28 protein-coding genes are annotated in these 23731 nt (G+C 37.3%); all 28 read left to right on the forward strand.

The genetic code is table 11. From position 1 onward, the window contains the following. The first annotated feature begins 12 nt into the window (after window positions 1-12). Window positions 13-1026: a flagellar motor switch protein FliG gene (gene fliG / locus JNUCC74_RS08420; RefSeq protein ID WP_077320414.1), complete on the forward strand. Its 1014-nt coding sequence runs from the start codon at window positions 13-15 to the stop codon at window positions 1024-1026. Further along, window positions 1019-1777 carry a flagellar assembly protein FliH gene (gene fliH / locus JNUCC74_RS08425; RefSeq protein WP_454067653.1) on the forward strand — a complete coding sequence of 253 codons (759 nt, stop codon included), beginning with the start codon at window positions 1019-1021 and terminating at the stop codon, window positions 1775-1777. Before fliG ends, fliH begins: the two co-directional genes overlap by 8 nt. Next, a complete protein-coding gene (fliI, locus tag JNUCC74_RS08430) occupies window positions 1774-3093 on the forward strand; it encodes a flagellar protein export ATPase FliI (RefSeq protein ID WP_077320416.1) in 1320 nt (439 codons plus the stop codon). Before fliH ends, fliI begins: the two co-directional genes overlap by 4 nt. Next, the gene (gene fliJ, locus JNUCC74_RS08435; RefSeq protein WP_077320417.1) at window positions 3093-3539 is read left to right on the forward strand and encodes a flagellar export protein FliJ; all 447 of its coding nucleotides are present in this window, start codon (window positions 3093-3095) and stop codon (window positions 3537-3539) included. The genes fliI and fliJ overlap by 1 nt, the downstream gene beginning before the upstream one ends. A 5-nt stretch (window positions 3540-3544) precedes the next feature. Continuing rightward, the gene (locus JNUCC74_RS08440; RefSeq protein WP_454067654.1) at window positions 3545-4156 is read left to right on the forward strand and encodes a MotE family protein; all 612 of its coding nucleotides are present in this window, start codon (window positions 3545-3547) and stop codon (window positions 4154-4156) included. A gap of 37 nt (window positions 4157-4193) precedes the next feature. Then, a complete protein-coding gene (locus JNUCC74_RS08445) occupies window positions 4194-5525 on the forward strand; it encodes a flagellar hook-length control protein FliK (protein ID WP_454067655.1) in 1332 nt (443 codons plus the stop codon). 15 nt (window positions 5526-5540) lie between these two features. Continuing rightward, the gene (gene flgD / locus JNUCC74_RS08450) at window positions 5541-6032 is read left to right on the forward strand and encodes a flagellar hook assembly protein FlgD (RefSeq protein ID WP_454067656.1); all 492 of its coding nucleotides are present in this window, start codon (window positions 5541-5543) and stop codon (window positions 6030-6032) included. Next, a complete protein-coding gene (locus tag JNUCC74_RS08455; protein ID WP_454067657.1) occupies window positions 6033-6428 on the forward strand; it encodes a TIGR02530 family flagellar biosynthesis protein in 396 nt (131 codons plus the stop codon). It begins immediately after the preceding gene. A gap of 77 nt (window positions 6429-6505) precedes the next feature. Then, window positions 6506-7297 (forward strand): flagellar basal body rod protein FlgG, encoded by a 792-nt coding sequence (gene flgG / locus JNUCC74_RS08460; protein WP_454067658.1) that lies wholly within the window; start codon window positions 6506-6508, stop codon window positions 7295-7297. Between the two features lie 45 nt (window positions 7298-7342). Continuing rightward, window positions 7343-7561 carry a flagellar FlbD family protein gene (locus JNUCC74_RS08465; protein ID WP_077320423.1) on the forward strand — a complete coding sequence of 73 codons (219 nt, stop codon included), beginning with the start codon at window positions 7343-7345 and terminating at the stop codon, window positions 7559-7561. After that, a complete protein-coding gene (fliL, locus tag JNUCC74_RS08470) occupies window positions 7554-7973 on the forward strand; it encodes a flagellar basal body-associated protein FliL (protein WP_077320424.1) in 420 nt (139 codons plus the stop codon). Before JNUCC74_RS08465 ends, fliL begins: the two co-directional genes overlap by 8 nt. 39 nt (window positions 7974-8012) lie before the next feature. Beyond that, complete coding sequence (gene fliM / locus JNUCC74_RS08475) at window positions 8013-9011, forward strand: flagellar motor switch protein FliM (RefSeq protein WP_454067659.1); 999 nt, start codon at window positions 8013-8015, stop codon at window positions 9009-9011. Continuing rightward, entirely contained in the window at window positions 9001-10122 is a 1122-nt protein-coding gene (gene fliY, locus JNUCC74_RS08480) for a flagellar motor switch phosphatase FliY (protein ID WP_454067660.1), read from the forward strand. The genes fliM and fliY overlap by 11 nt, the downstream gene beginning before the upstream one ends. Window positions 10123-10151: 29 nt before the next feature. Then, window positions 10152-10514, forward strand: coding sequence for a response regulator (locus JNUCC74_RS08485; RefSeq protein WP_077320427.1), 363 nt, complete (start codon window positions 10152-10154; stop codon window positions 10512-10514). A gap of 16 nt (window positions 10515-10530) precedes the next feature. Beyond that, complete coding sequence (locus JNUCC74_RS08490) at window positions 10531-11187, forward strand: flagellar biosynthetic protein FliO (protein WP_454067661.1); 657 nt, start codon at window positions 10531-10533, stop codon at window positions 11185-11187. Next, a complete protein-coding gene (gene fliP, locus JNUCC74_RS08495; protein WP_454067662.1) occupies window positions 11180-11845 on the forward strand; it encodes a flagellar type III secretion system pore protein FliP in 666 nt (221 codons plus the stop codon). The genes JNUCC74_RS08490 and fliP overlap by 8 nt, the downstream gene beginning before the upstream one ends. A 130-nt stretch (window positions 11846-11975) precedes the next feature. Next, a complete protein-coding gene (gene fliQ / locus JNUCC74_RS08500) occupies window positions 11976-12245 on the forward strand; it encodes a flagellar biosynthesis protein FliQ (RefSeq protein WP_216484675.1) in 270 nt (89 codons plus the stop codon). 3 nt (window positions 12246-12248) lie between these two features. Then, window positions 12249-13028: a flagellar biosynthetic protein FliR gene (gene fliR, locus JNUCC74_RS08505; protein WP_454067663.1), complete on the forward strand. Its 780-nt coding sequence runs from the start codon at window positions 12249-12251 to the stop codon at window positions 13026-13028. A gap of 1 nt (window position 13029) precedes the next feature. Continuing rightward, window positions 13030-14109, forward strand: a complete 1080-nt coding sequence (gene flhB, locus JNUCC74_RS08510; RefSeq protein WP_454067664.1) for a flagellar biosynthesis protein FlhB — start codon at window positions 13030-13032, stop codon at window positions 14107-14109. Window positions 14110-14128: 19 nt separating this feature from the next. Further along, on the forward strand, window positions 14129-16162 hold the full coding sequence (flhA, locus tag JNUCC74_RS08515; protein WP_454067665.1) for a flagellar biosynthesis protein FlhA: 2034 nt from the start codon (window positions 14129-14131) through the stop codon (window positions 16160-16162). Next, window positions 16159-17280 (forward strand): flagellar biosynthesis protein FlhF, encoded by a 1122-nt coding sequence (gene flhF / locus JNUCC74_RS08520; RefSeq protein ID WP_454067666.1) that lies wholly within the window; start codon window positions 16159-16161, stop codon window positions 17278-17280. The genes flhA and flhF overlap by 4 nt, the downstream gene beginning before the upstream one ends. Beyond that, window positions 17270-18139 (forward strand): MinD/ParA family protein, encoded by an 870-nt coding sequence (locus JNUCC74_RS08525; RefSeq protein WP_454067667.1) that lies wholly within the window; start codon window positions 17270-17272, stop codon window positions 18137-18139. Before flhF ends, JNUCC74_RS08525 begins: the two co-directional genes overlap by 11 nt. Window positions 18140-18145: 6 nt before the next feature. Then, a complete protein-coding gene (locus JNUCC74_RS08530) occupies window positions 18146-19195 on the forward strand; it encodes a protein-glutamate methylesterase/protein-glutamine glutaminase (protein WP_454067668.1) in 1050 nt (349 codons plus the stop codon). Window positions 19196-19210: 15 nt separating this feature from the next. After that, window positions 19211-21238: a chemotaxis protein CheA gene (locus JNUCC74_RS08535; RefSeq protein ID WP_454067669.1), complete on the forward strand. Its 2028-nt coding sequence runs from the start codon at window positions 19211-19213 to the stop codon at window positions 21236-21238. Between the two features lie 24 nt (window positions 21239-21262). Continuing rightward, window positions 21263-21733, forward strand: a complete 471-nt coding sequence (locus JNUCC74_RS08540; RefSeq protein WP_143695862.1) for a chemotaxis protein CheW — start codon at window positions 21263-21265, stop codon at window positions 21731-21733. 6 nt (window positions 21734-21739) lie between these two features. Continuing rightward, window positions 21740-22372, forward strand: a complete 633-nt coding sequence (locus JNUCC74_RS08545; protein WP_077320439.1) for a chemotaxis protein CheC — start codon at window positions 21740-21742, stop codon at window positions 22370-22372. Then, window positions 22365-22865, forward strand: a complete 501-nt coding sequence (locus tag JNUCC74_RS08550) for a chemotaxis protein CheD (protein ID WP_077320440.1) — start codon at window positions 22365-22367, stop codon at window positions 22863-22865. The genes JNUCC74_RS08545 and JNUCC74_RS08550 overlap by 8 nt, the downstream gene beginning before the upstream one ends. Window positions 22866-22900: 35 nt before the next feature. Beyond that, entirely contained in the window at window positions 22901-23680 is a 780-nt protein-coding gene (locus tag JNUCC74_RS08555) for a FliA/WhiG family RNA polymerase sigma factor (RefSeq protein ID WP_077320441.1), read from the forward strand. The last annotated feature ends 51 nt before the right edge of the window (window positions 23681-23731 follow it).

Consider the following 23731-nt stretch of genomic DNA (forward strand, 5'->3'; position numbering starts at 1 on the left):
GGGGTAATAACATTGGCAAGACAAAAAGGATTACTTACTGGAAAACAAAAAGCTGCAATACTATTAATCTCCTTAGGTCCAGACGTATCAGCGCAAGTCTATAAACACTTAACGGAAGAGGAGATCGAAAAACTCAGTCTGGAAATCTCTTCAGTAAAAAAGGTAGATAATCAGCTAAAAGAAGATGTAATTGAACAATTTCATCAAATTGTACAGGCGCAAGATTATATAGCTCAAGGCGGAATCGGCTATGCCAAAACAGTTTTAGAAAAAGCTTTTGGTAAACAAGAGGCTACTAATATTATTAACCGTCTTACATCCACTTTACAGGTTAGACCATTTGATTTCGCCCGAAGAGCTGATCCACAGCAAGTATTTAATTTTATACAAGGAGAACATCCACAGACAATTGCTCTCGTACTTTCCTATTTAGATCCAGAACAGGCCGGGCAGATTTTATCTGCTTTACCACAGGAAATGCAGGCAGATGTTGCGAAGCGGATTGCTACGATGGACTCGACATCACCAGAAATTATTTCTCAGGTGGAACAAGTACTCGAAAAAAATATTTCTGCTTCCTTCACCGAGGATTATACACAAACTGGTGGTATTCAGGCTGTGGTAGAAGTATTAAATGGAGTTGACAGAAGCACGGAACGAACCATTTTAGATTCTCTTGAAATCCAAGATCCGGAATTAGCTGAGGAAATAAAGAAACGGATGTTCGTATTCGAGGATATTGTTATATTGGATAACAGAGCTATTCAGCGAGTGATTCGGGAAGTGGAAAATGAAGATCTTCGTCTAGCATTGAAAGTAGCAAGTGACGAAGTGAAAGATATTGTATTTAAGAATATGTCACAGCGGATGGCTGAGACCGTTAAAGAAGAGATGGAATATATGGGTCCTGTTCGCTTACGTGATGTGGAAGAAGCACAAACAAGAATCGTTGCTACTATTCGCAGATTAGAGGATGTCGGTGAAATCGTCATAGCACGAGGTGGAGGTGATGATATCATTGTCTAATTTGTATACGGCAAATGAACGAAAACAAATTAAAATCAGAACAATCAAGCCTTTACAGACACAAATAGAAGAACAAGCTTCCTCAAATCAATCTTTACTGAAGCATGAACAGCTTGGAGGCGAGCTTAAAAAACAACAGCAGGAACTAGCTGACTTGCAGCTGAAGCGTAAAAAGCTCCTCGAACAAATAAAAACGGAAGTTCAAGCAGAAAAAGAAGCGTGGCAAACGGAAAAAATGAAATATATCGAAGCAGCAAAGCAAGAAGGATTTGAGGCAGGTTTTTCTCAAGGGAAATCAGAAAGTCTTGATAAATATAAAGAATACTTAGTGAAAGCCAACCAAATTATTGAGACTGCAAAACGTGATTATCATGCAATTATAGAACAACATGTTGATGCGATTTTAGAAATTGCAGTACAAACCGCTGAAAAAATCATCCAACAAAAGCTCAATGATGATCCAAAAGTATTTCTTTCAATCATTAAAGCCGCAATTAAGGAGCTGAATGATCAATCAGAGGTTGCTATTTATCTGCATCCGAATCAATATGCTTTTGTTGTTCAACATAAAGACGAATTAGCATCGTTACTGGAGAACAACACAAAGCTTTCCTGTTATGTTTCAGATGAACTAAAGGAGAATGGTTGCATGATTAAGCACCAATTTGGACAAGTTGACGCTAGTATTGACACACAGCTAGAGGAAATTCGCTACATTTTATTAGAAATAGCTGGAGAAAGCAAACAATGAATACAAATAATTTTTTAACCGCAATTTCAAAAGCAGATACCTATAAACGATACGGAAAAGTATTACGTGTCGTTGGAATTATGATTGAATCAAAAGGACCTGCAGCAAATATCGGAGAAGTCTGTTATATCCATCCGGCTACCAATCAGGGAGTTCCAATTCTTGCAGAAGTAGTAGGGTTTCATCAAGAGAGAATTATACTTATGCCATATGCAGAAGTAATGGAAATTGGTCCTGGGTGCCTTGTGGAGTCAACTGGCAAGTCATTAAGTGTCAAAATTGGTAGGGGGCTGATTGGAAATGTGGTTGATCCCTTGGGTAATCCATTAGAAGGACAGCCACTACCAAAAGGATTAACCAGCTTTCTTACCGATCAGGCTCCTCCTAATCCTATGCTTCGACCACCAATTACGAAACCATTAGAGGTAGGTATTAAAGTTATTGATAGCTTATTAACTGTTGGTGAGGGACAGCGGATTGGTATTTTTGCTGGCAGTGGTGTTGGTAAAAGTACGCTGCTTGGAATGATCGCTAGAAATAGCGGAGCAGATATCAATGTAATAGCGCTAGTTGGAGAAAGAGGCCGCGAAGTAAGGGAATTTATTGAACAAGATTTAGGTGAAGCAGGACTTAAGAAATCGATTGTGGTTGTAGCCACATCTGATCAACCTGCTTTGATGAGGATTAAAGGTGCGTTTACAGCGACGGCAATTAGTGAGTATTTTCGAGATCAAGGGTATCGCGTTAATTTAATGATGGATTCGGTAACTCGAGTAGCGATGGCACAGAGGGAAATCGGATTAGCAACTGGAGAACCACCAACTACAAAAGGATACACCCCTTCTGTTTTTGCTACATTACCGAAATTGCTTGAACGCACTGGTACAAACGAAAAGGGAACAATCACTGCATTTTACACGGTGCTTGTGGATGGAGATGATATGAATGAACCTATCGCTGATACGGTTCGTGGTATTCTTGACGGGCACTTTGTAATGGACCGTAAGCTTGCTGAAAGAGGACAATACCCTGCAATAAATGTATTAAAATCAATTAGCCGGGTGATGAACCAAGTTGTTGATCATGATCATATTCAAGTAGCTAATGAAATCCGTTCTCTGATTGCCACGTTTGAAGAGAACCGGGAATTGATTCAAATCGGCGCTTACAAACGGGGAACAGATCAAGGAATTGATCGGGCTATTTCTTTTCATCCAGACATAGTATCATTCTTGCAGCAAGGAATTAACGATTACCATCCTTTCCAGGAGTCGGTCGATGCGATGAAAGCTTTACTTAATGGAGGTGGTAAATAGTGTCCGATACGATGGTGTTATCTAAGATTTTACATATTCGAGAAACAGAAAAGAAACATGCTCAAAAAGCTTATCAGCAATCACTTGATTTTTTTGAACAAACTGCCATGGAACTGTATGAGCTCTTGAAAAAGAAAGAACTGGCTGAAGTAGCATATGAAGAAAAAATGCATCAGACAACGACTCTGGAAAAATTAAAAGAGCAATTTAGTTATATTGAAAAGCTAAATGCAATGATTATGGTACTTCAAGAAGATGTACAACGAGCCCGAATGGAGATGGAAACGAAGCAATCTGAGTTAAATAACGCTCATATAGAAATGAAAAAGTTTGAAAAGTTAATAGAGAATCGAAGGAATGAAAAAATAGAAGCAATCAAGAAAAATGAAAAAGCAATGATGGATGAAGTAGCTATACATCAATTTCTAAATCGAAAAATTAGGTGACGTGAATGGCTAAGAAAATAGATACGGAAAAGAAAAAAATGAATCCCATCCTTTGGTTCCTGTTTGCGATCGTCATTCCAATTAGCATAACAATTGCACTTGTAACCATTATTTTAATGGTCGCCGGAGTGGATGTGACTGGGTGGTTAAAGGATAAAGGCAAGGATATTCCTGTTGTATCTTCATTTGTTGATACGGAAGAAGAAGATAACACGGCTGTTGCAGAAAAACATATGAAATCAACGCTTGATAAAAAGAATGCTGAAATTGACGAGTTGAAAAAGGAGCTTCAAGATAAAGAAGCGATGTTAGAAAAGCTAGAGCAGGATATCGTTAAACTTAAGAACAAGCAAAAATCGGCTGAAAAAGCTGAAAAAGGGAATAAGACGAACGAAGAGGAAAAGGACGCTCAAGGTAATACGATAAAGTCAATGGCCAAATCTTTTAATAGGATGGATGAAGAGCAAGCTGCAAAAATTCTGCAAAGCTTAAAAAGGGAAACAGCCTTAGCAATTATGAAAGAACTAAAAGATGATACGCGTGCCAGTGTGTTAGAAGCTATGGACCCTGATACAGCCGCACAATTAACACAACAATTTATTGATACCGAAAACTAAGCTAAGTATCGACTTCACTTTGAAAGGGGGTGAGAGAATGAGTGCCATTGCCATGTTATTACAGCAGCTGCCAATAACAATCGGTGAAGAGACGCCGAAGCAAGCAACTACCAAGGAAAACCTAGCTAATTCACCATTTCAAGAGCTTATGATTCATCATCAAATGCTTTCCGAGACAGGTAATCAGCTTTTCCAAATGGAAGAAGAGCAAATGGATACAACCGATTTGTTGCCTGTACTTGATGGGAAGACGTTAGTTGCTCAATATGTGAGCAACCTTGTAAGTCCTAATCAGCCTGCAACACTAAGTATTGAGGAGCAAACGAATGTCTGGAAAATGTTAGAACAACCTTTCATTCAACAGTTATTGCTTGATTCAAATAATGAAATATCAGAACTTGATGAGATTCCAGAAGCAGAAAAGCTTTCTGAACAACAAGGAGAAGTAGAAGACGGCGAAGTAAATTTGGTTCTTGCGCAACAACAATTAGCTACTATTTTTTCAAATGTAGAAGCGATTCTTGCTCAAGTTCATAATAAACAAGACATAACGAAAGCCGCTACGAAACTAATGGAATTACTTAAACAGTGGAATGCAGTTATGAAAAATGCAGAAGCTGTCGTTTCTCCTGAGACAGCTGGACGTCTACTGCAAGATAACACAAAGGAGCACGCGATTTGGCAGAGGTTGGTTCAAGCCTTTCAAAAAAGGGAAAGTTTTGCACAAAAACAACCTTATAGTAGGGAAGCCAAAGTAAATAGTGCGGATGTTACTAAGTGGCTTACAAATGCTATCGAGACAGTTTCTAAAACAGAACATGCACATATGGGCAATAAAGAAATGATGATAGCAGCAAATAGTTCATCTGTCCCGTTAGACAAAATGCAACAGCATGTTATCTATTTAAATCCGGAACAACAACACTCACAGAAGCAAATGGGACAAGAGTTGATTCAGCAATTCCAACGGATCATGAAATCGGGTAGGTTTATGAAAATGCCAAATGGTATAAATCAGCTTCATATCACACTACGTCCCCAGCATTTAGGGAATTTGCTCGTACGATTCACTGAATTGAATGGCGAAATGACCGTCCGTATCCTTGTACAGTCTCAAGCTGCTAAAGATTTACTCGAATCCAATATTCACAAATTGAGAAATATGTTTTCTCCGCAGCAAGTAGTCATAGAAAGACAAGAGGCACAGTTAACACAGGGACAACAACTGCAAAAGGATTCAGGGGAAAATCCGCAACAATTTACAGACCATGAGCAGGATAATCAGCATGAATCAGAACGTGAGGATGCGAAATCCGAAGGGGAGTTTGCTTCTACCTTCCAAGAGATACTATTGAACGAACAAGTGTAGAAGGAGGTGTATATATTGGCCAAAATTGATCCATCGCTCTATTTACGAAATCAGAAGCAGGAGCGAACACCAAGCCCGGATTTAGGGAAGGATGAATTTCTTAAAATTTTAATGGTACAGCTGCAAAATCAAGATCCAACCAATCCAATGGATGATCGTGAGTTTATAGCGCAAATGGCTCAGTTTAGTTCATTAGAACAAATGATGAATATGTCAAAATCCATTGATGCTCTTGTTGAAAGTCAACTTATTTCACCAGTTATTAAGTATAGTCACATGTTAGGAAGAGAAGTTACTTACCAAGCGTATGACAAAGAAACAGGCCAAAAAACAGAGATCGTATCCAGTAAAGTAGTAGCTGTAAGTCAAAAAGACGGCTGGGCTATTTTAGAACTGGAAAATGGTGAAAAAATTTATGCAGATGCTGTTTTACAAGTAAATGATCCAGAGTCGAAAAAAGATGACGAGCAACCGGAAGATTCGAAAAATGAAGGGAAGAAGAGCTAGATGAATACATGGGATCATCGAATTCTTCAAGCACCTCAGCATCCATCTTTTATAACTAGAGAAGTAAAGAAAAGTAATAAAGAGATAAATAGTTCCAGCTTTAAAGACATATTAGTACAAGAGCAACTGGAACAACGCCAGTTAAAAATCAGCAAGCATGCAGCAGCACGTATACAAGAACGAAAGATTGAAATTAATGCAAAACAATGGCAAAGGATTGAAGCTAAATTATCAGAGGCAAAACGAAAAGGAATTAATGATTCACTCGTCTTATTAAATGATGCAGCATTATTAGTCAGTGCCAGAAACAACACAGTTGTAACAGCAATGGATCGCAATGAGGCAGAAGATCGAATTTTTACTAATATTAATGGTGCTATTTTAATCAATGACTAAGGCCGGACCCTTTTTGGGAGGCCAGAAGCTGTGGAATGACAGATACAGCTAAATATTTTAGAAAAGGGGAAATGAACATGTTACGTTCAATGTACGCAGGAATTTCTGGAATGAGAGGATTTCAAACCAAGCTTGATGTAGTTGGAAATAATATCGCAAACGTCAATACATCTGGGTTTAAAAAGGGAAGAGTTACCTTTCAAGATATGATGAGTCAAACGACATCCGGTGCTCAAGGACCAACAGCTGGACGTGGAGGGGTGAACCCGATTCAAGTTGGTCTAGGTTCACAACTAGGTTCGATTGATAATATTCATACTCAAGGCTTCCGGCAGTCGACTGGTAATCCGTTAGACCTTCAGTTAGAAGGAAATGGTATGTTTATCTTGGAAGGAAATGGAACAACTTATTATACCCGTGCCGGTAACTTTTACTTAGATGACAATGATCGCATCGTAAATGCTAATGGATATTATTTGCAAAGTATGAATGGAGGATATATAACGATTCCGCAAGATGCAAAAAGCTTTGATATTTCATCGGATGGAATGGTTACGTACATTGCGGCGGATGGGTCTAATCAGGATGCTGGTCAAATTGCTTTGGCGAATTTCTCCAACCCAGGCGGATTAGAAAAAGCAGGAAGTAATCTTTATTTAATGTCTGAAAATGCTGGTTATAACGGCATAAGTGCTCCTGAAACAGATGGTACAGCAAAAGTTATAGCTGGTGCACTTGAAATGTCGAATGTTGATTTATCAGAAGAGTTCACAGAAATGATTACAGCTCAAAGAGGTTTCCAGGCAAACACAAGAATTATTACAACATCGGATGAAATTCTTCAAGAGCTTGTAAACTTAAAACGCTAAGTTAGGAGGGAGGGGAGTGCGTTAGTGCGCACTCCCACCTAAATCATGATTTCATTAACACGGTTAAACGGTGAAAAATTTACATTAAATGCTATCCTGATTGAACAAGTTCAGGACTTTCCAGATACGACGATAACATTGATTAATGGTAAGAAATTAGTCGTGAAAAATACTCACTCGGAAGTGCTTGAGCGCGTTTTAGCCTACTACCAGCAAATCGGCATCCAAGTAGTACAAAAGGAGGCAATTAAAGAAGATGAGTAATGTAGTAAAAACAATGATAACTTCAATAGCTGTATTAGCTGTTATAGGCATTGCTGCATTTGTCGTCGTTTGGTATATCAATGACGACAATACTAATGGAGAAACCCCATCCATTAAAAAAATAAAGGAATATTCGTATGAAACGCCGGAGATAACAACGGATCTTGAAGATGGAAGCTTTGTGCGTATTCAATTTCAAATCGTAACGAATGGTAAGGATGCGAAAAAAGAAATTAGTCAGCGTGATTTCCAGCTAAAAAATATCCTCATTAAAGAATTAGCAACGATGAAAGAAGAGGATTTTAAATCCGGGTTAACGGATTTAGAAGAGAAGATTAAAAACAAATTAAATGAACTAATGACTACAGGGAAGGTTACGGATGTGTACACCACTAATAAAATATTGCAGTAAACAAAATAATAATGAACTCCACATTGGAGGTGATTGTACTTGGTAGAGGAAGTTCTTTCGCAACATGAAATAGATGCACTCTTATCAGCGATATCATCCGGTGAGATGGACGCAGAGGAGTTAAAAAAAGAAGAAAAAGAAAAGAAAGTTCGTGTTTATGACTTTAAACGAGCGTTACGTTTTTCCAAGGATCAAATTCGCAGTATTTCTCGGATTCATGAGAATTATGCTAGATTATTAACAACTTTTTTCTCAGCGAAGTTAAGGACCTATGTGAATATTACAGTAGCATCTGTTGACCAAATTCCATACGAAGAATTTATTCGCTCGGTACCGAAAATGACGATTTTAAATACATATAGTGTCCAGCCGTTAGAGGGTAGGATCGTCATGGAAATCAACCCTAATATTGCCTATGCCATGCTTGATCGCACGCTAGGTGGAAAAGGTGTTAGTTTTAATAAGGTAGAGAATTTAACTGAGATTGAGACGATTTTAATGTCGCAGCTTTTTGAAAAAGCAAATGTTAAATTGCAGGAAGCATGGTCTTCTATCGTAGATATTGACCCAATACTTGAGGATTTTGAAGTGAACCCGCAATTCCTGCAAATGGTTGCACCGAATGAAACGGTTGTTGTCGTATCATTAAATACCGCAATTGGTGAAGCTAGTGGCATGATTAATATCTGTATACCTCATATTGTGCTGGAACCCATTATTTCGAAACTGTCCGTTCATTATTGGATGGAGACAGCTGGAAAAGAAAGAGATGAAGAAGCTTATCAAAAGCTTTCAAAAAATATTCAAACAGCAGAAGTGGAAGTAAAAGCTATTTTAGGAGAAGCAACAATAACCATTGACGAGTTCCTAAAACTAAGCAAAGAAGATGTAATAGGCTTGGACAGGGAAATTGATAGTCCATTAACATTCGTAGTAAATAATGAACCAAAATTCCTTGCACAACCAGGTACATATAAAAATAAAATGTCCGTTCAGATATTAGAGGATGTTAAGGGGGGAAATGAAGATGGGGAATGACGAGAAGCTATCTCAAGATGAGATTGATGCACTTTTAAACGTAAGTGCAGATGACGAGGAAACTACATCATCTTCAACAAACCAATATTTATCAACGATAGAAGTAGATACGTTAGGTGAAATAGGTAATATTTCGTTTGGCAGCTCAGCAACAACGTTATCAACTTTATTAAATCAAAAGGTAGAAATAACGACACCACAGGTTTCTGTGATGGCCCAAGAAGAGTTAAAAAACTTTACATTTGAGCCAGTTAGTGTTCAAGTCAATTATTTAGAAGGGTTTTCCGGAAAGAATGTCTTCGTTATTAAATCAGAGGATGCTGCTATCATTTCTGATATTATGCTTGGCGGCGACGGAACAAATCCAACTGAAGAATTAAATGAAATTCATTTAAGTGCTGTCCAAGAGGCGATGAATCAAATGATGGGGGCAGCTGCAACAAGTATGTCTACGATATTTAATAAGCGTGTAGACATATCACCGCCAACCATTCACATAGAAGATCCTGAACAGGAATCAAACTCTATGTTAGGGGAAGATCCATTTGTTAAAGTAGCATTTCAATTAAAGGTTGGTAATTTAATCGATTCAACCATTTTTCAGTTAATGCCAATCGGATTTGCTAAAGATCTAGTAGATCAATTGATGAATGGTGAAACAGTTGAAGAGGAATTAGATGTAGCTTTGAAGGAAGCGGAGGTTCCTATGTTGCAACAAGAAGATCAGCCTGTGGATACAAAACAAAAAGACGAGCCACAGTTTTTAGGAGATCGTACGATAACGCAACAAAAGAAGGTACAGCAAGCTGATTTTACTCCATTCGAACCGGTTACATTAAATAAGACAAAACAGCGAAACTTGGATATGCTTTTGGATATTCCATTAAAAGTTACTGTGGAGCTCGGGCGTACCAAGCGAACGATTAAGGATATATTAGATTTATCACAAGGATCGATTGTAGAACTGGATAAGTTAGCAGGGGAACCGGTAGATATTTTAGTGAATGAAAAACCGATAGCTATTGGAGAAGTAGTTGTTATTGATGAAAATTTTGGAGTTCGAGTGACAGATATTTTAAGTCCGTCTGACAGGATAAAAAAATTAAAATAAACATCAGTTCTTAGGGAGGATTTGTTTTTATGGGAAATCGTATTTTAATAGTAGATGATGCAGCATTTATGCGAATGATGATTAAAGATATTTTATCGAAAAATGGGTATGAGGTAGTTGGTGAAGCACAAGATGGAGCGCAAGCAGTAGAAAAGTACAAGGAATTAACACCTGATTTAGTTACAATGGATATTACGATGCCGGAAAAAGATGGAATCACGGCGTTAAAGGAAATACTTGCAAGTGACCCACAGGCAAAAATTATTATGTGCTCTGCAATGGGGCAACAAGCTATGGTAATTGATGCAATCCAGGCAGGAGCTAAGGATTTTATTGTCAAGCCATTCCAAGCCGATCGAGTGATTGAAGCGATTCAAAAGGCATTGAGCTAAAAGTGAGTGAATGATATTGAATAAATCGTTACGTATGTATGGCATTAGCTTACTTAGTTTGCTTCTACTTCTGTTTTGTTTCGAAATAGAAGTAGAAGCAGCACCTAAAACGGTTAATGATTGTATTAAAGAAGCTGATTGTGAACCATCTGAAGAGAAACCGATAGATAAGGACAAGGAATCATCCAAACTTGTAAATGAAAAAGCAGAAACAACACCTCTGTGGTTAAATTTTATCAAACTAATTATTGTTTTATTTCTGATTTTAGCTTTAATCTATGCTTTTTTAATGTTTTTAAAAAAGAAGAACGCTATGTTTCATCAAGTAAAGGCGTTAGAAAACCTCGGTGGCATATCGGTAGGACAAAATAAATCACTGCAAATTGTACGGGTTGGTAGTAAATTTTATTTAATTGGAGTTGGCGATAATGTTGAGCTGCTTCAAGAAATCGATGATGATACACTTATCGGGGAATTAGCGAAAGATGATGCAATGGACACCATCCCTTTTGCTTTATTTCGAAAAAAGAAAGATCAAAAAGGAGAACAACAGCAAAACACAAATACAACGACAGCTTTTAAGAAGCAGTTTATGAATGAACTGGACAAACTAAAGGAGAACCGTAATAAAATGATTCAGGAGTACAAACAGAAGGAAGATCAAAATGAATGAATTTGTAGATATGTTTTCCAGTTCTGATCCAGAAAATATATCGATATCGGTAAAGCTTATTTTATTATTAACTGTTCTGACCTTAGCTCCTAGTATATTAATCTTAATGACAAGCTTTACGAGAATTATTATCGTCTTATCGTTTGTTCGTACGTCACTTGCGACTCAGCAAATGCCACCGAATCAAGTACTAATAGGCTTAGCTTTATTTCTTACCTTCTTTATTATGGCACCGGTATTTAATGAGGTTTATGAGCAGTCATTACAGCCGTTATTTGCAGAGGAGATTACACTAGATGAGGCGTATGAAGAAGCGAGCATTCCGATTAAAGAGTTTATGGCAGAGCATACCAGGCAAAAGGATTTAGCACTATTTATGAATTATGCTGAACTAGAGCGTCCAGAGACAGTGGAAGATATTCCCTTAACTACTTTAGTTCCTGCATTTGCCATTAGTGAGCTGAAAACAGCGTTTCAAATGGGATTTATGATCTTTGTTCCGTTTTTGATTATTGATATGGCTGTTGCCAGTGTATTGATGTCAATGGGGATGATGATGCTTCCTCCAGTTATGATATCCTTGCCTTTTAAAATCTTGTTGTTTGTTCTCGTAGATGGCTGGTATTTAATTACACATTCATTGCTTGATAGCTTTTAACCAATCATTCTTTAAAGCTATTCATCTTTTATTCTGTCCTCTTCGAGAATCGCGCAAGGAAGTTTATAGATAGCTTGCTGATTAGACGGTAGCTGAACCTTAGCCATAGAAAGAAGGAGGCTGTTGTAATATGAGCAGTGAGTTTGTATTAACTCTTGCAGAAAAAGGTGTATATACCATTCTATTGGTCACAGGGCCTTTACTAATACTCGCATTAGGTGTTGGCCTTTTAGTCAGCATTTTTCAGGCGACAACACAAATCCAAGAGCAGACATTGGCGTTTATCCCTAAAATTGTTGCTGTACTAATTGGATTAGTTGTTTTTGGACCTTGGATGCTGTCCGTAATCGTAGAATTTACTTCTGATCTGTTTCAAAATATAAATCAGTTTGTAGGGTAAATGATGTTAGAAATAATAAATATAAATAGCATTCCTGTATTTTTACTAGTTTTTGTAAGAGTGTTGGCGTTTTTCATCGTAATGCCACTTTTTTCTTACCGTACCATTCCAACACCTTTTAAAATAGGGGTTAGTTTTTTCCTGGCATATCTATTGTTTTATACGGTTGGCGCACCAACCTTAACAATAGATTTAACTTATTTGCTATTGGTGTTTAAAGAAGTTTTAATAGGACTATTAATCGGTTTAATGGCTTATATTATTTTATCAGCTGTGCAAATCGCCGGAGGCTTCATTGATTTTCAAATGGGATTTGCCATCGCCAATGTGATTGACCCACAAACTGGAGCACAAAGTCCGTTAACCGGGCAATATTTCTATATTATTGCGCTACTATTTTTATTATCGGTAAATGGTCATCATATTTTAATAGATGGGATCGTAAATAGCTATCAATTTATTCCAATCGACCAATTCCTGCCTTTACAAGATGAATCGATTGTGAATTACATTATCGATAGTTTTAATCATATGTTTCTGATTGCTTTTCAAATTGCAATCCCAATTGTTGGCTGTCTATTTCTAGTTGATGTAGCTTTAGGCATTATTGCAAGAACCGTACCGCAATTAAATGTATTTGTTGTTGGTTTACCTCTAAAAATAATGGTTAGTTTTATTGTGTTGTTGTTTTTTATGAGTTTATACGTCATTTTAGTTAAAAACTTATTTGAAATTATGTTTGATACTATTCGTACGCTAATGCAGTTATTCGGAGGTGGCTAACTTGCAACTTAAGATGAATTTGCAGTTCTTTGCAGGTGAGAAAACAGAAAGGGCTACTCCGAAAAAACGTCAAGATGAACGAAAAAAAGGGAAGGTTGCCAAAAGTCAAGACGTTAATACAGCTTTTTTACTGTTGTTTACGTTTATCATATTATTTTCGTTTGGAAATTTCATGAAGGAAACGATGACTTCCTTATATAAACATACATTTACAGAATTTATCCATTGGGAAGTAACAGAAAAAACCGTTCAGCAAATTTTTTCAGGAGCTACGCTGGAAGTAGCTAAAATGTTGGCTCCTATAATGATCATAGCCATTATTGCAGCATTAGCGGCAAACTTTTTGCAAATTGGCTTCTTATTTACAACAGAACCACTTAAATTTGACTTGAAGAAGATTGACCCGATCCAAGGAGCAAAACGGATTTTTTCTATTCGTGCACTTGTTGAGCTTCTAAAGTCATTATTAAAAATCGTAAGTATTGGTATAGCGACGTTTGCCGTTATTTGGTTTTATAAAGATGATATGATGATGACGGCCTTCAAAACCCCTGAAGCGTCATTAGGTTTTTTCGGGAAAGTAACGATCACAATGGGAATAACAGCGATTATATTATTATTGTTTTTAGCTGTATTTGATTATGCTTATCAACGATACGATTACGAGAAAAATATGAGAATGTCAAAGCAAGATATAAAAGATGAATATAAGAATATGGAAGGAGACCCACTCATTAAATCAAAAATAAAAGAAAGACAAAGACAAATGGCAACACGCAGAATGATGAGTGAAGTTCCTCATGCAGATGTTATCATTACAAACCCTACGCATATTGCAATTGCTATTAAGTATGATGAGGAAAAAGCTTCTGCACCATATGTTGTCGCTAAAGGGGTAGACGATGTCGCCCAAAAGATAAAAGAAATCGCCAAAAAAAATGACGTCATCATGGTGGAAAATAAACCTTTAGCGCGCTCTTTATATCGAGCAATAGACGTTGGTGATATGATACCTGAAGTATTTTTTCAGGCGGTTGCCGAAATATTGGCATATGTATATAAGTTAGAGAAAAAAGTTTAAGCAATAAGGAGAGACCCCGATGAAAGCAAGAGACCTATCCGTACTATTAGGCGTAATTTTAATTATTATTATGTTAATTGTTCCATTGCCTGGATGGCTGTTAAGTGTATTAATACTTTGCAATATCTCATTAGCTCTCATCGTTATCTTAGTTTCGATGAACACACATGAAGCACTGCAATTTTCCGTCTTTCCTACCCTGTTATTATTACTAACTTTATTTCGCTTAGGATTAAATGTTTCCACAACAAGGTCGATTTTATCAGAAGCTGATGCTGGCGGTGTTGTCGACACGTTTGGCTCCTTTGTAATTGGGGGTAATCCATTAGTTGGTTTTGTCGTTTTCGTTATTTTAGTCATTATCCAATTTCTCGTTATTACAAAAGGAGCTGAACGTGTTTCCGAAGTGGCTGCTCGTTTTACATTAGACGCTATGCCTGGAAAACAGATGAGTATTGATGCAGATTTAAATGCAGGCTTAATTTCGGAACAACAGGCAAAAAAACGGCGAGAAAAAGTTGAAAAGGAAGCAGACTTTCACGGATCCATGGATGGGGCGAGTAAATTTGTTAAAGGGGATGCAATTGCCGGAATCATTATCGTTCTTATCAATATTGTTTTTGGTTTAATTATCGGTATGGTACAAATGGACATGTCTTTCCAAGAAGCCATTAATACGTTTATGCGTCTTACGGTTGGTGACGGATTAGTAAGTCAAATTCCAGCATTATTAATCTCTACTGCCACCGGTATTGTCGTAACAAGAACTGCTGGAGAAGGAAATCTGGGAGAAGACGTTTCAGGACAATTGTTGCAATATCCGAAGCTATTATTCATTGCTGCAGGAACCATATTTTTACTTGGCTTAACACCAATCAATTTCTTTTTAACTACGATTATTGCCGGACTATTAGCATTGAGCGGCTATCTCTTACTAAAGCAAACGCAGGTAGTAGAGGAGCCAACAGATGAGGAGAACGATCAAACCGAAAGTGAAGTAATGAAATCTCCGGAGAATGTTGTCCATTTGTTAAATTTGGACCCAATTGAATTTGAGTTCGGTTATTCATTGATTCCGTTAGCAGATGCCAATCAAGGCGGCGATTTGCTCGATCGGATTGTGATGATTCGTAGACAGCTAGCCATTGAATTAGGTATTGTCATTCCAGTCGTTCGGATTCGTGATAATATTCAACTGCAACCAAACGAATATCGCTTAAAAATAAAAGGGAATGAAGTTGCATCTGGCGAGCTGCTTCTTGATCATTATTTAGCAATGGCACCAGATATAGAAGAAGATGACTTGGAAGGAATCGACACGAACGAACCTGCATTTGGCTTACCTGCAAAATGGATAACAGAAGAGTTAAAAGATGAAGCAGAATTATCGGGCTATACGGTGGTTGATCCTCCATCTGTCGTATCCACACATTTAACGGAAACGATTAAAAAACATGCGCATGAGCTCTTAGGCCGAGAAGAAACGAAGCAATTAATTGATCATCTAAAAGAAAGCTATCCAATATTAGTGGAGGAAGTTACTCCAGAACCATTATCCATAGGTGATATTCAGAAAGTGTTGGCAAAGTTATTAAAAGAAAGAGTATCTATTCGTAATTTGCCGATTATCTTTGAAATACTTGCTGACTTTGCTAAATTAACAAACGATACGGATTTGCTTACGGAATATGTTCGTCAAGCACTCTCTAGCCAAATTACAAAGCAGTACACAGAGGATAATCAATCCCTAAAAGTAGTCACTTTATCACCAAAAGCTGAAAAAGCAATAGCTGAAAGTATTCAACAGACAGAGCACGGTAGTTTTTTATCGATGGATCCGGAATTACAACAACAATTAATCAAACAGATGAAGGAAGAAGTAGAACGGCTAACGCTTCAAGAGGAAACAGCAATTTTATTATGCTCACCCGCTGTTCGTATGTATGTAAGACAGTTGTTAGACCGCTTTTTACCAAATGTTGTTGTCCTATCCTATAATGAACTGGAGCCTGATGTTCAGGTACAAAGTGTTGGGGTGGTGAATATCGCATGAAGGTGAAGAAATATATTGCCGATTCAATGCCGGAAGCAATGAAACAAATTCGGAAAGAACTCGGAACAGAAGCTGTTATATTACAAACGAGAAATATTAAAAGAGGCCGGTTTTTCGGACTGTTAAAAAAACAGCAAATTGAAGTCGTAGCTGTGAAAGATCCACAACCAGTAGTACCGAAAAAACAAGTGGTAACAGAAGATAAAGGATTACATAAGAATCAGATGGTGAAACCGACAGAAAATAGTAATCTGTTGAAGGAATTAGAGCAGGTAAAACAGCTTCTACATCAATCTGCCATTGAAACAATTACATATCCGGCTGATTATCAGCTGGTCTACCACTACTTACTGGATCAAGAAGTAGAGCAGCAGCTTGCGGCAAGCATTATCGAAGCTGTCATTGAACATCAGCAAAATAAGCAGCAGATGAATAATCGTCCATTCATTGTAAAACAAGTAGAAGAGGAAATAACGAAGCGACTGGAGAGGGTATCGTTTCAAGGTCTAACCTATAAAAATAAGCTTGTATATTTCGTCGGGCCAACTGGTGTTGGTAAAACGACAACAATTGCCAAAGTAGCAGCTAAAAGTAAGCTTGAGGACCGTAAGCGAGTGGCTTTAATAACGGCTGACACGTATCGGATAGCAGCAGTTGAGCAGCTAAAGACATATGCTGATATATTACAGGTACCAATTGAAGTTGTGTATACGAGAGCGGATTTTGAAGAAGCAATCAAAAAGTTCTCGACATATGATGTCGTATTTATTGACACAGCTGGGCGTAATTTTCGTGAAGAAATGTATGTAAAACAGCTGCAGGCTGATATCGGCATTGGAAGATCAGAGGGTGCAGATACCTATTTAGTGCTTTCCTTAACTGCAAAGCCTAAAGATATAACTGATATTTTTGATCGATTTAAACCGCTAAACATTACAGAGGTCATTTTCACCAAGATGGATGAAACGAGTCAGTTTGGCAGTATGTTGAATATCGCATTAAGGAAAAATATAGGTGTTGCTTATATCTCGAATGGACAAGATGTCCCGGAACATTTACTCAATCCCTCTTCACAGCTACTAGCGACATATGTAATGAGGGATGCTTATGAAAAATGACCAAGCATCTGGATTAAGAAGAAGATTACATCCAGCATTAAGTAAACAAAAACATGCCAAAACAGTCGCTGTGATTAGCGGCAAAGGTGGTGTCGGTAAGTCAAATATAACCCTAAATCTCTCACTTGAATTATTAAATCAAAAGAAACGTGTACTCATCATCGATATGGATATCGGAATGGGGAATATTGACATTTTATTAGGCTTACAGGTACAAAAAACAATTATCGATATGTTTGAGCGTCATCTTTCTATCCAAGAAATTATTGAAACAGGCCCAAATAATCTTCATTATGTGGCAGCTGGTTCCGGCTTATCGGATATTTTTTCCATGAATCAAGCAACAAAAGATTTTTTCTTTCAACAATATCAAACAATCATTCCAACATATGACTATATTATTTTTGATATGGGTGCAGGAATTACCGAAGATACATTAACGTTTATTTTGGCTGCGGATGAATGTATCGTTATTACAACACCTGAACCAACTTCTATTACCGATGGATATAGCATGATTAAGCACATTGTTTCCTACAATCCTTCGCTCCCGATTCAAGTGATCATGAATCGAAGTCAATCGGAGGCGCAAGGAAGGAAGTCTTTGGAGCGGTTTCAAGCGGTAGTTCGTCAATTTTTACAATTAGAAATAAAGCTCTTAGGTAGTTTACCTGAAGATAAAGCAGTGACGAAAGCAGTCATTAGACAAACACCCTTTATTTTCCTTTATGAGCGAGCACCGATTACAAAAGCAATCAAACGACTTGTACTTACGTATATGGAGCAAGCATCTGGAGCAGAACAGACAAATGTTTCATCCTTTTTAAACAAACTAAAACAACTATGGACAGAGAGGTAAAGAAAGATGAACCCAATTCGTGTCATTGTAATTGATGATTCAGCCTTTATGCGAAAAGTAATTTCCGATTTATTAACAAGTGACCCTCGCATAGAAGTTATTGCAACAGCTAGAAATGGTCAAGATGGATTAGAAAAAATCAAGCAACTGAATCCAGATGTAGTGACATTAGATATTCACATGCCAGTAATGGATGGAATAACAGCATTAAAAGAGCTGATGCAATCTCATCCTACTCCAGTTGTCATGCTTTCAAGCGCTACGGAGGATGCATCGTTTAAAACCATCCAGGCTATTTCAAGTGGTGCAGTAGATTTTATTGCCAAGCCGTCGGGTGCTATTTCCATCGATATTGCTACGATGAAACAGGAAATTATTGACAAAGTTGTGACTGCTTCACAAGTTAGTCTGCCATTACAGCAAAAGGAGATTGTCAAGCAGCCTTCAACTTTAGTAAAGCAAACTAATCCCGCAGTTAAACATAAGCAAACGGTTGTAGCTATTGGGACTTCTACCGGAGGACCACGTGCACTTGAACATATTATCGAGCGTTTACCAAAAAATCTAGCAGCATCTGTTTTAGTTGTACAACACATGCCAGCTGGTTTTACGAAGTCATTAGCCCAACGGCTTAATCAAAAAGCTGCTTTATTGGTAAAGGAAGCAGAGGATGGGGAGCTACTAGAAAACGGTGTTATCTATATCGCACCAGGCGGTTTTCACATGAAAGTGAAACAAGTTGGAGCCTCTTTGTTTATTGATTTAACGACAGAAGCTGCTTTACGTGGACATCGGCCTTCAGTTGACATGCTATTTACTTCATTGGCTCAGGTAAAAGAAGTGAATAAGATTGCGGTTGTATTAACAGGTATGGGGAATGATGGGGCGAATGGCATTAAAGAACTAAAGAAAATGGATCAGCATACCTATGTTATCGCCGAATCTGAAGAAACTGCAATCGTTTATGGCATGCCAAAAGCTGCTGTTCGAACAAATTACGTGAATAAGCAAGCACCTTTAGGTGAAATGAGCAATTTAATAACAAATTTAGTATAAATGGAGGGATACGAAATGGATACATCAGGCTATTTAAGTATTTTTATTGATGAGAGTAATGAGCATTTAGAAGTCTTGTATAATCAATTACTAGCTTTAGAAAAAAATCCGGACGAAAAAGCAATCATTGAAGAGATCTTTCGAGCGGCTCATACGCTAAAGGGAATGTCTGCAACAATGGGCTTTAATGACTTAGCCAATCTTACACATAAATTAGAAAATGTGTTTGATGCGATTAAAGAAGGAAAAATTTCCGTAAATACGGAAATGATGGATGTACTATTTGCTTCCGTTGACCATTTAAATGAAATGGTTGAAGATATTGCACAAGGCGGAGATGGAAGCAGAGACGTTAGCGATGCTGTTGAACAATTAAAACAGCTTGAACAGGGGGAGTCTGTTCCATCAGCAAAAGAACAAACCAAGCCAGCAACCGATGCAGCAGAACATCCACATAAAGTAAGCAATATAGATGAATTTGCCATTACTATTTTAAATGAATCAACAGAACGTGGATATTTTAATTATGAAATTACGGTAACGCTAAGAGAAGACTGTTTATTAAGAGGCGCTCGTGCTTTCATGATTTTTGAAGTATTAGAAAAGCTTGGAGAAATTATAAAGTCGGATCCGTCTGTCACAGAGATCGAGGAAGAACAATTTGACCGATCATTTTCTCTTTTATTTATTACCAAGCATCCAGAGGACTTAGTAAAACAAAACATCGAAAAGGTTTCTGAGATTGAATCCGTGGAGATATATCCTTTTTCAACGAACCAGCTTGATAAAAGTGAAGCAGAAAGTGAAACGAAAAAAACACCAAAAGAAAATCAACAAACAAAGTCACCAAAGAAAAAACAACACAACCAAGCAAATTCACATAGTGTTGTTAATAAAACTATCCGCGTAAATATCGATAGACTGGATGTATTAATGAATCTATTTGAAGAGTTAGTTGTCGATCGCGGCAGATTAGAGCAACTAGCTTTTGATTTGGATAATAAAGATTTACAAGACACCGTAGAACATATGTCGCGGGTATCGAGTGACTTGCAATCTATTATTTTAACCATGCGAATGGTACCTATTGAACAAGTGTTTAATCGTTTTCCGAGAATGATTCGTCAAGTAGCTCGTGATCTAAATAAAAAAGTAGAAGTAGAAATTATTGGTGCAGAAACAGAATTAGATCGTACGGTTATTGATGAAATTGGCGATCCACTAGTACATCTAATTCGTAACGCAATGGATCATGGGATCGAATCTCCAGAAGAACGTATGAACAAAGGAAAGCCAGAACAAGGAACATTAAAACTAGAGGCATATCATAGTGGAAATCATGTTTTTATAGAAATTAAAGATGATGGAGCGGGAATTAGCAGAGAGAAGGTTCTAAGAAAAGCAATTGCAAAAGGCATTCTTTCTGAGAGTCAGGCAGAAATTTTAACCGATCAGCAAGTATTTGATCTGATCATGTCAAGTGGTTTTTCTACTGCAGATCAAGTCTCTGATTTATCTGGTAGAGGCGTTGGCTTAGATGTTGTTAAAAACACGATTGAATCTTTAGGTGGAAGAATCTCCATTGACTCAAAACCAGATCAAGGTTCTATTTTCTCGATTCAATTACCGCTGACGCTTTCAATCATTTCCGTATTACTTATTGAGTTACAAAAAGAAAAGTATGCAATCCCATTATCATCCATTATTGAAACTGCAATTGTGCATAAAGATGATATTATGCATGCACATCATACGAAAGTGATCGATTTTCGTGGTACGGTTGTTCCATTAGCATTTTTAAATGAAATTTTTGCTGTACCGATCAACGAGGAAGCGCCATCAAGCGACTATTTGTCCATTGTTATCGTGAAAAAGGGCAATAAATTAACCGGATTAGTAGTTGATTCGTTTATTGGACAGCAAGAAGTTGTTTTAAAATCATTGGGAAGCTATTTAACAGAAACATTTGCTATTTCTGGAGCAACCATACTTGGCGACGGTGAAGTAGCATTAATTATTGATAGCAATGCACTCATTAAATAACTAATAATATTGGAGGAAAAAACGATGGAAAATAACGCAACGACTAGCAGAAAAGTAATCGTATTTCAGCTTGGAGATGAGGAATACGCAGTATCTGTACAGCAAGTAGGATCAATTGAAAGAATGATTCCAATTACTAGAGTTCCGCAAACGGCAGATTTTGTTAAAGGAGTAATTAATTTAAGAGGAGTAGTAACTCCGGTTATTGATTTGCGTCTCCGTTTTGGTATGGAGAAAACGGCTTACAATGATTCTACCCGCATCATTATTGTCTTTGTAGATGAAATGGAGGTAGGGCTGATCGTAGATGCTGCGAATGATGTGATTGACATTCCCGAATCAGAAATTGAACCAACTCCAGAGGTTATAGGTACTGTTGAAGCAAAATACATTGATGGTGTAGCGAAGTTGGATAATCGCTTATTGATTTTACTAAATATGCAAAAGGTTTTAACCGAAGAAGAAATTCAAGAGTTAAAATCGGTAGAAGGATAAATATGTATGGATGTTACAAAATTAACGCAAATGCAAAAAGATGTGTTGCGTGAGATTGGTAATATTGGAGCTGGAAATGCGGCGACTTCCATGTCAAAACTATTAAATAGAAAAGTAGAAATGGAAGTGCCTGCCGTTAAAATTGTAAGTTATGATGAAATGATGGAGCTAATAGGGGGACCGGAAGCAATCATCGTTGCTTTGTTATTTCAAATAAAAGGAGATGCACCAGGAACAGTTTACTTCATTTTATCCATAGAGGAAGCGAATGCTCTAATCAAGGAGATAACGCAAAATAGTGAACTTAAACTTACAAATACGGCAGATAATGAACTGGCGGCATCTGTGTTGCAAGAGGCTGGAAATATTTTGACGGGTGCTTATCTATCTGCATTGGCGGATTTTACGAATATGAACCTGCAGCCTTCTATACCTTATTTAAGTGTTGACATGGCAGCGGCTATTTTAACAGTAGGATTACTGGAAATATCCCAGGTTACAGATTACGCCTTAATTATTGATACGAAGATTCATCCTTCTTATCTAACAAATAAAATTAAAGGTAATTTTTTATTTATCCCTAATCCGGATTCGTTTACTAAAATATTTCAAGCGTTAGGAATTAATGATCATGACTAAAACAACATCATCGATTATTAGGGTGGGTATTGCTGATTTAAATATAGTTAAGGCTCCGCAAAAAATACGCACAGCAGGATTAGGATCATGTGTAGGTGTTGTTATTTATGATGAACGTAAACAAATTGCAGGACTTTCTCATGTACTCTTGCCAAATTCAAAACTAGCAAGACAGCCAGATTTTAATATGTATAAGTACGCAGATACAGCTATTCCTTATTTAGTAGACCGTCTTTTTAAAGCAGGCGCGAGAAAAGGTATGCTCAAAGCAAAAGTGGCAGGTGGAGCACAGATGTTTCAGTTCTCCAATGGTTCAGATATCATGCGAATTGGACCGCGTAATGTCGAAGCTGTTTTAGAGCAGCTTAAACAGCTATCGATTCCCATTATTGCTTCTGACGTAGGAGGAAATGCTGGACGAACAATTGAATTTGATCCAGAAACAAGTCAATTGAAAATCAGGACGGTAAATAAGGGTGATACCTTCATATAAAAGGATTAGCTTATTGTAATAAGGGGTGAACAAAGATGAAAGTGAATCCATCTCCACATGAACAAGAGCTGTGGGATAGTTGGTTAAACAACAATGATATGGATGCTGCAAATGAGTTAATTGAAAAGTATATGTATCTAGTCAGTTTTCATGTGGAGAGAATCGCAAGCCACTTACCAAATAGCGTGATGAAAAGTGATGTGAAAAGCTTTGCGTTAATGGGACTTTATGATGCATTAAAAAAATTTGATCCAACGAGAGACTTTAAGTTTGACACATACGCTTCTTTTCGTATCAAAGGCGCAATTATTGATGGTTTACGCAGAGAGGATTGGCTACCTCGCTCCTTACGAGAAAAAACAAAAAAGGTTGAAAAAATAGCTCATCAGCTTGAACAACAAAATCAACAAATACCGAGTGCCGCTGAAATTGCCAGGCATGCAGGTATGACGGTTAAAGAGGTGGAGAGTGCGATGTGTGATTCTCTTTTTGCAAATGTATTATCGATAGAAGAAAAACCTAGTGATCCGAAAATGAAATTAAAAGAAGGAATAGGTTATTCGATACCAGATGAGAAATCGCTTGCTCCAGAAGAACAAATATTAAATAATGAATTGAAAGAAGAATTAATAGAAGGAATAAAAAAGTTGAATAAAAATGAGCAGCTCGTAATCAGTCTTTTCTATCACGATGAATTAACATTAACAGAAATTGGGGAGGTTCTAGGATTAACTACATCACGAATATCACAAATTCATAAAAAATCCATTTTAAAACTTCGTCATTCCTTGAATAAAATTCAAGTTCTTTCCTAATATTTGTGATTCTGCAATGGTTTCTCATTTTCTAGTTAGGTGATATTAGCT

Source organism: Cerasibacillus sp. JNUCC 74, assembly GCF_053667775.1.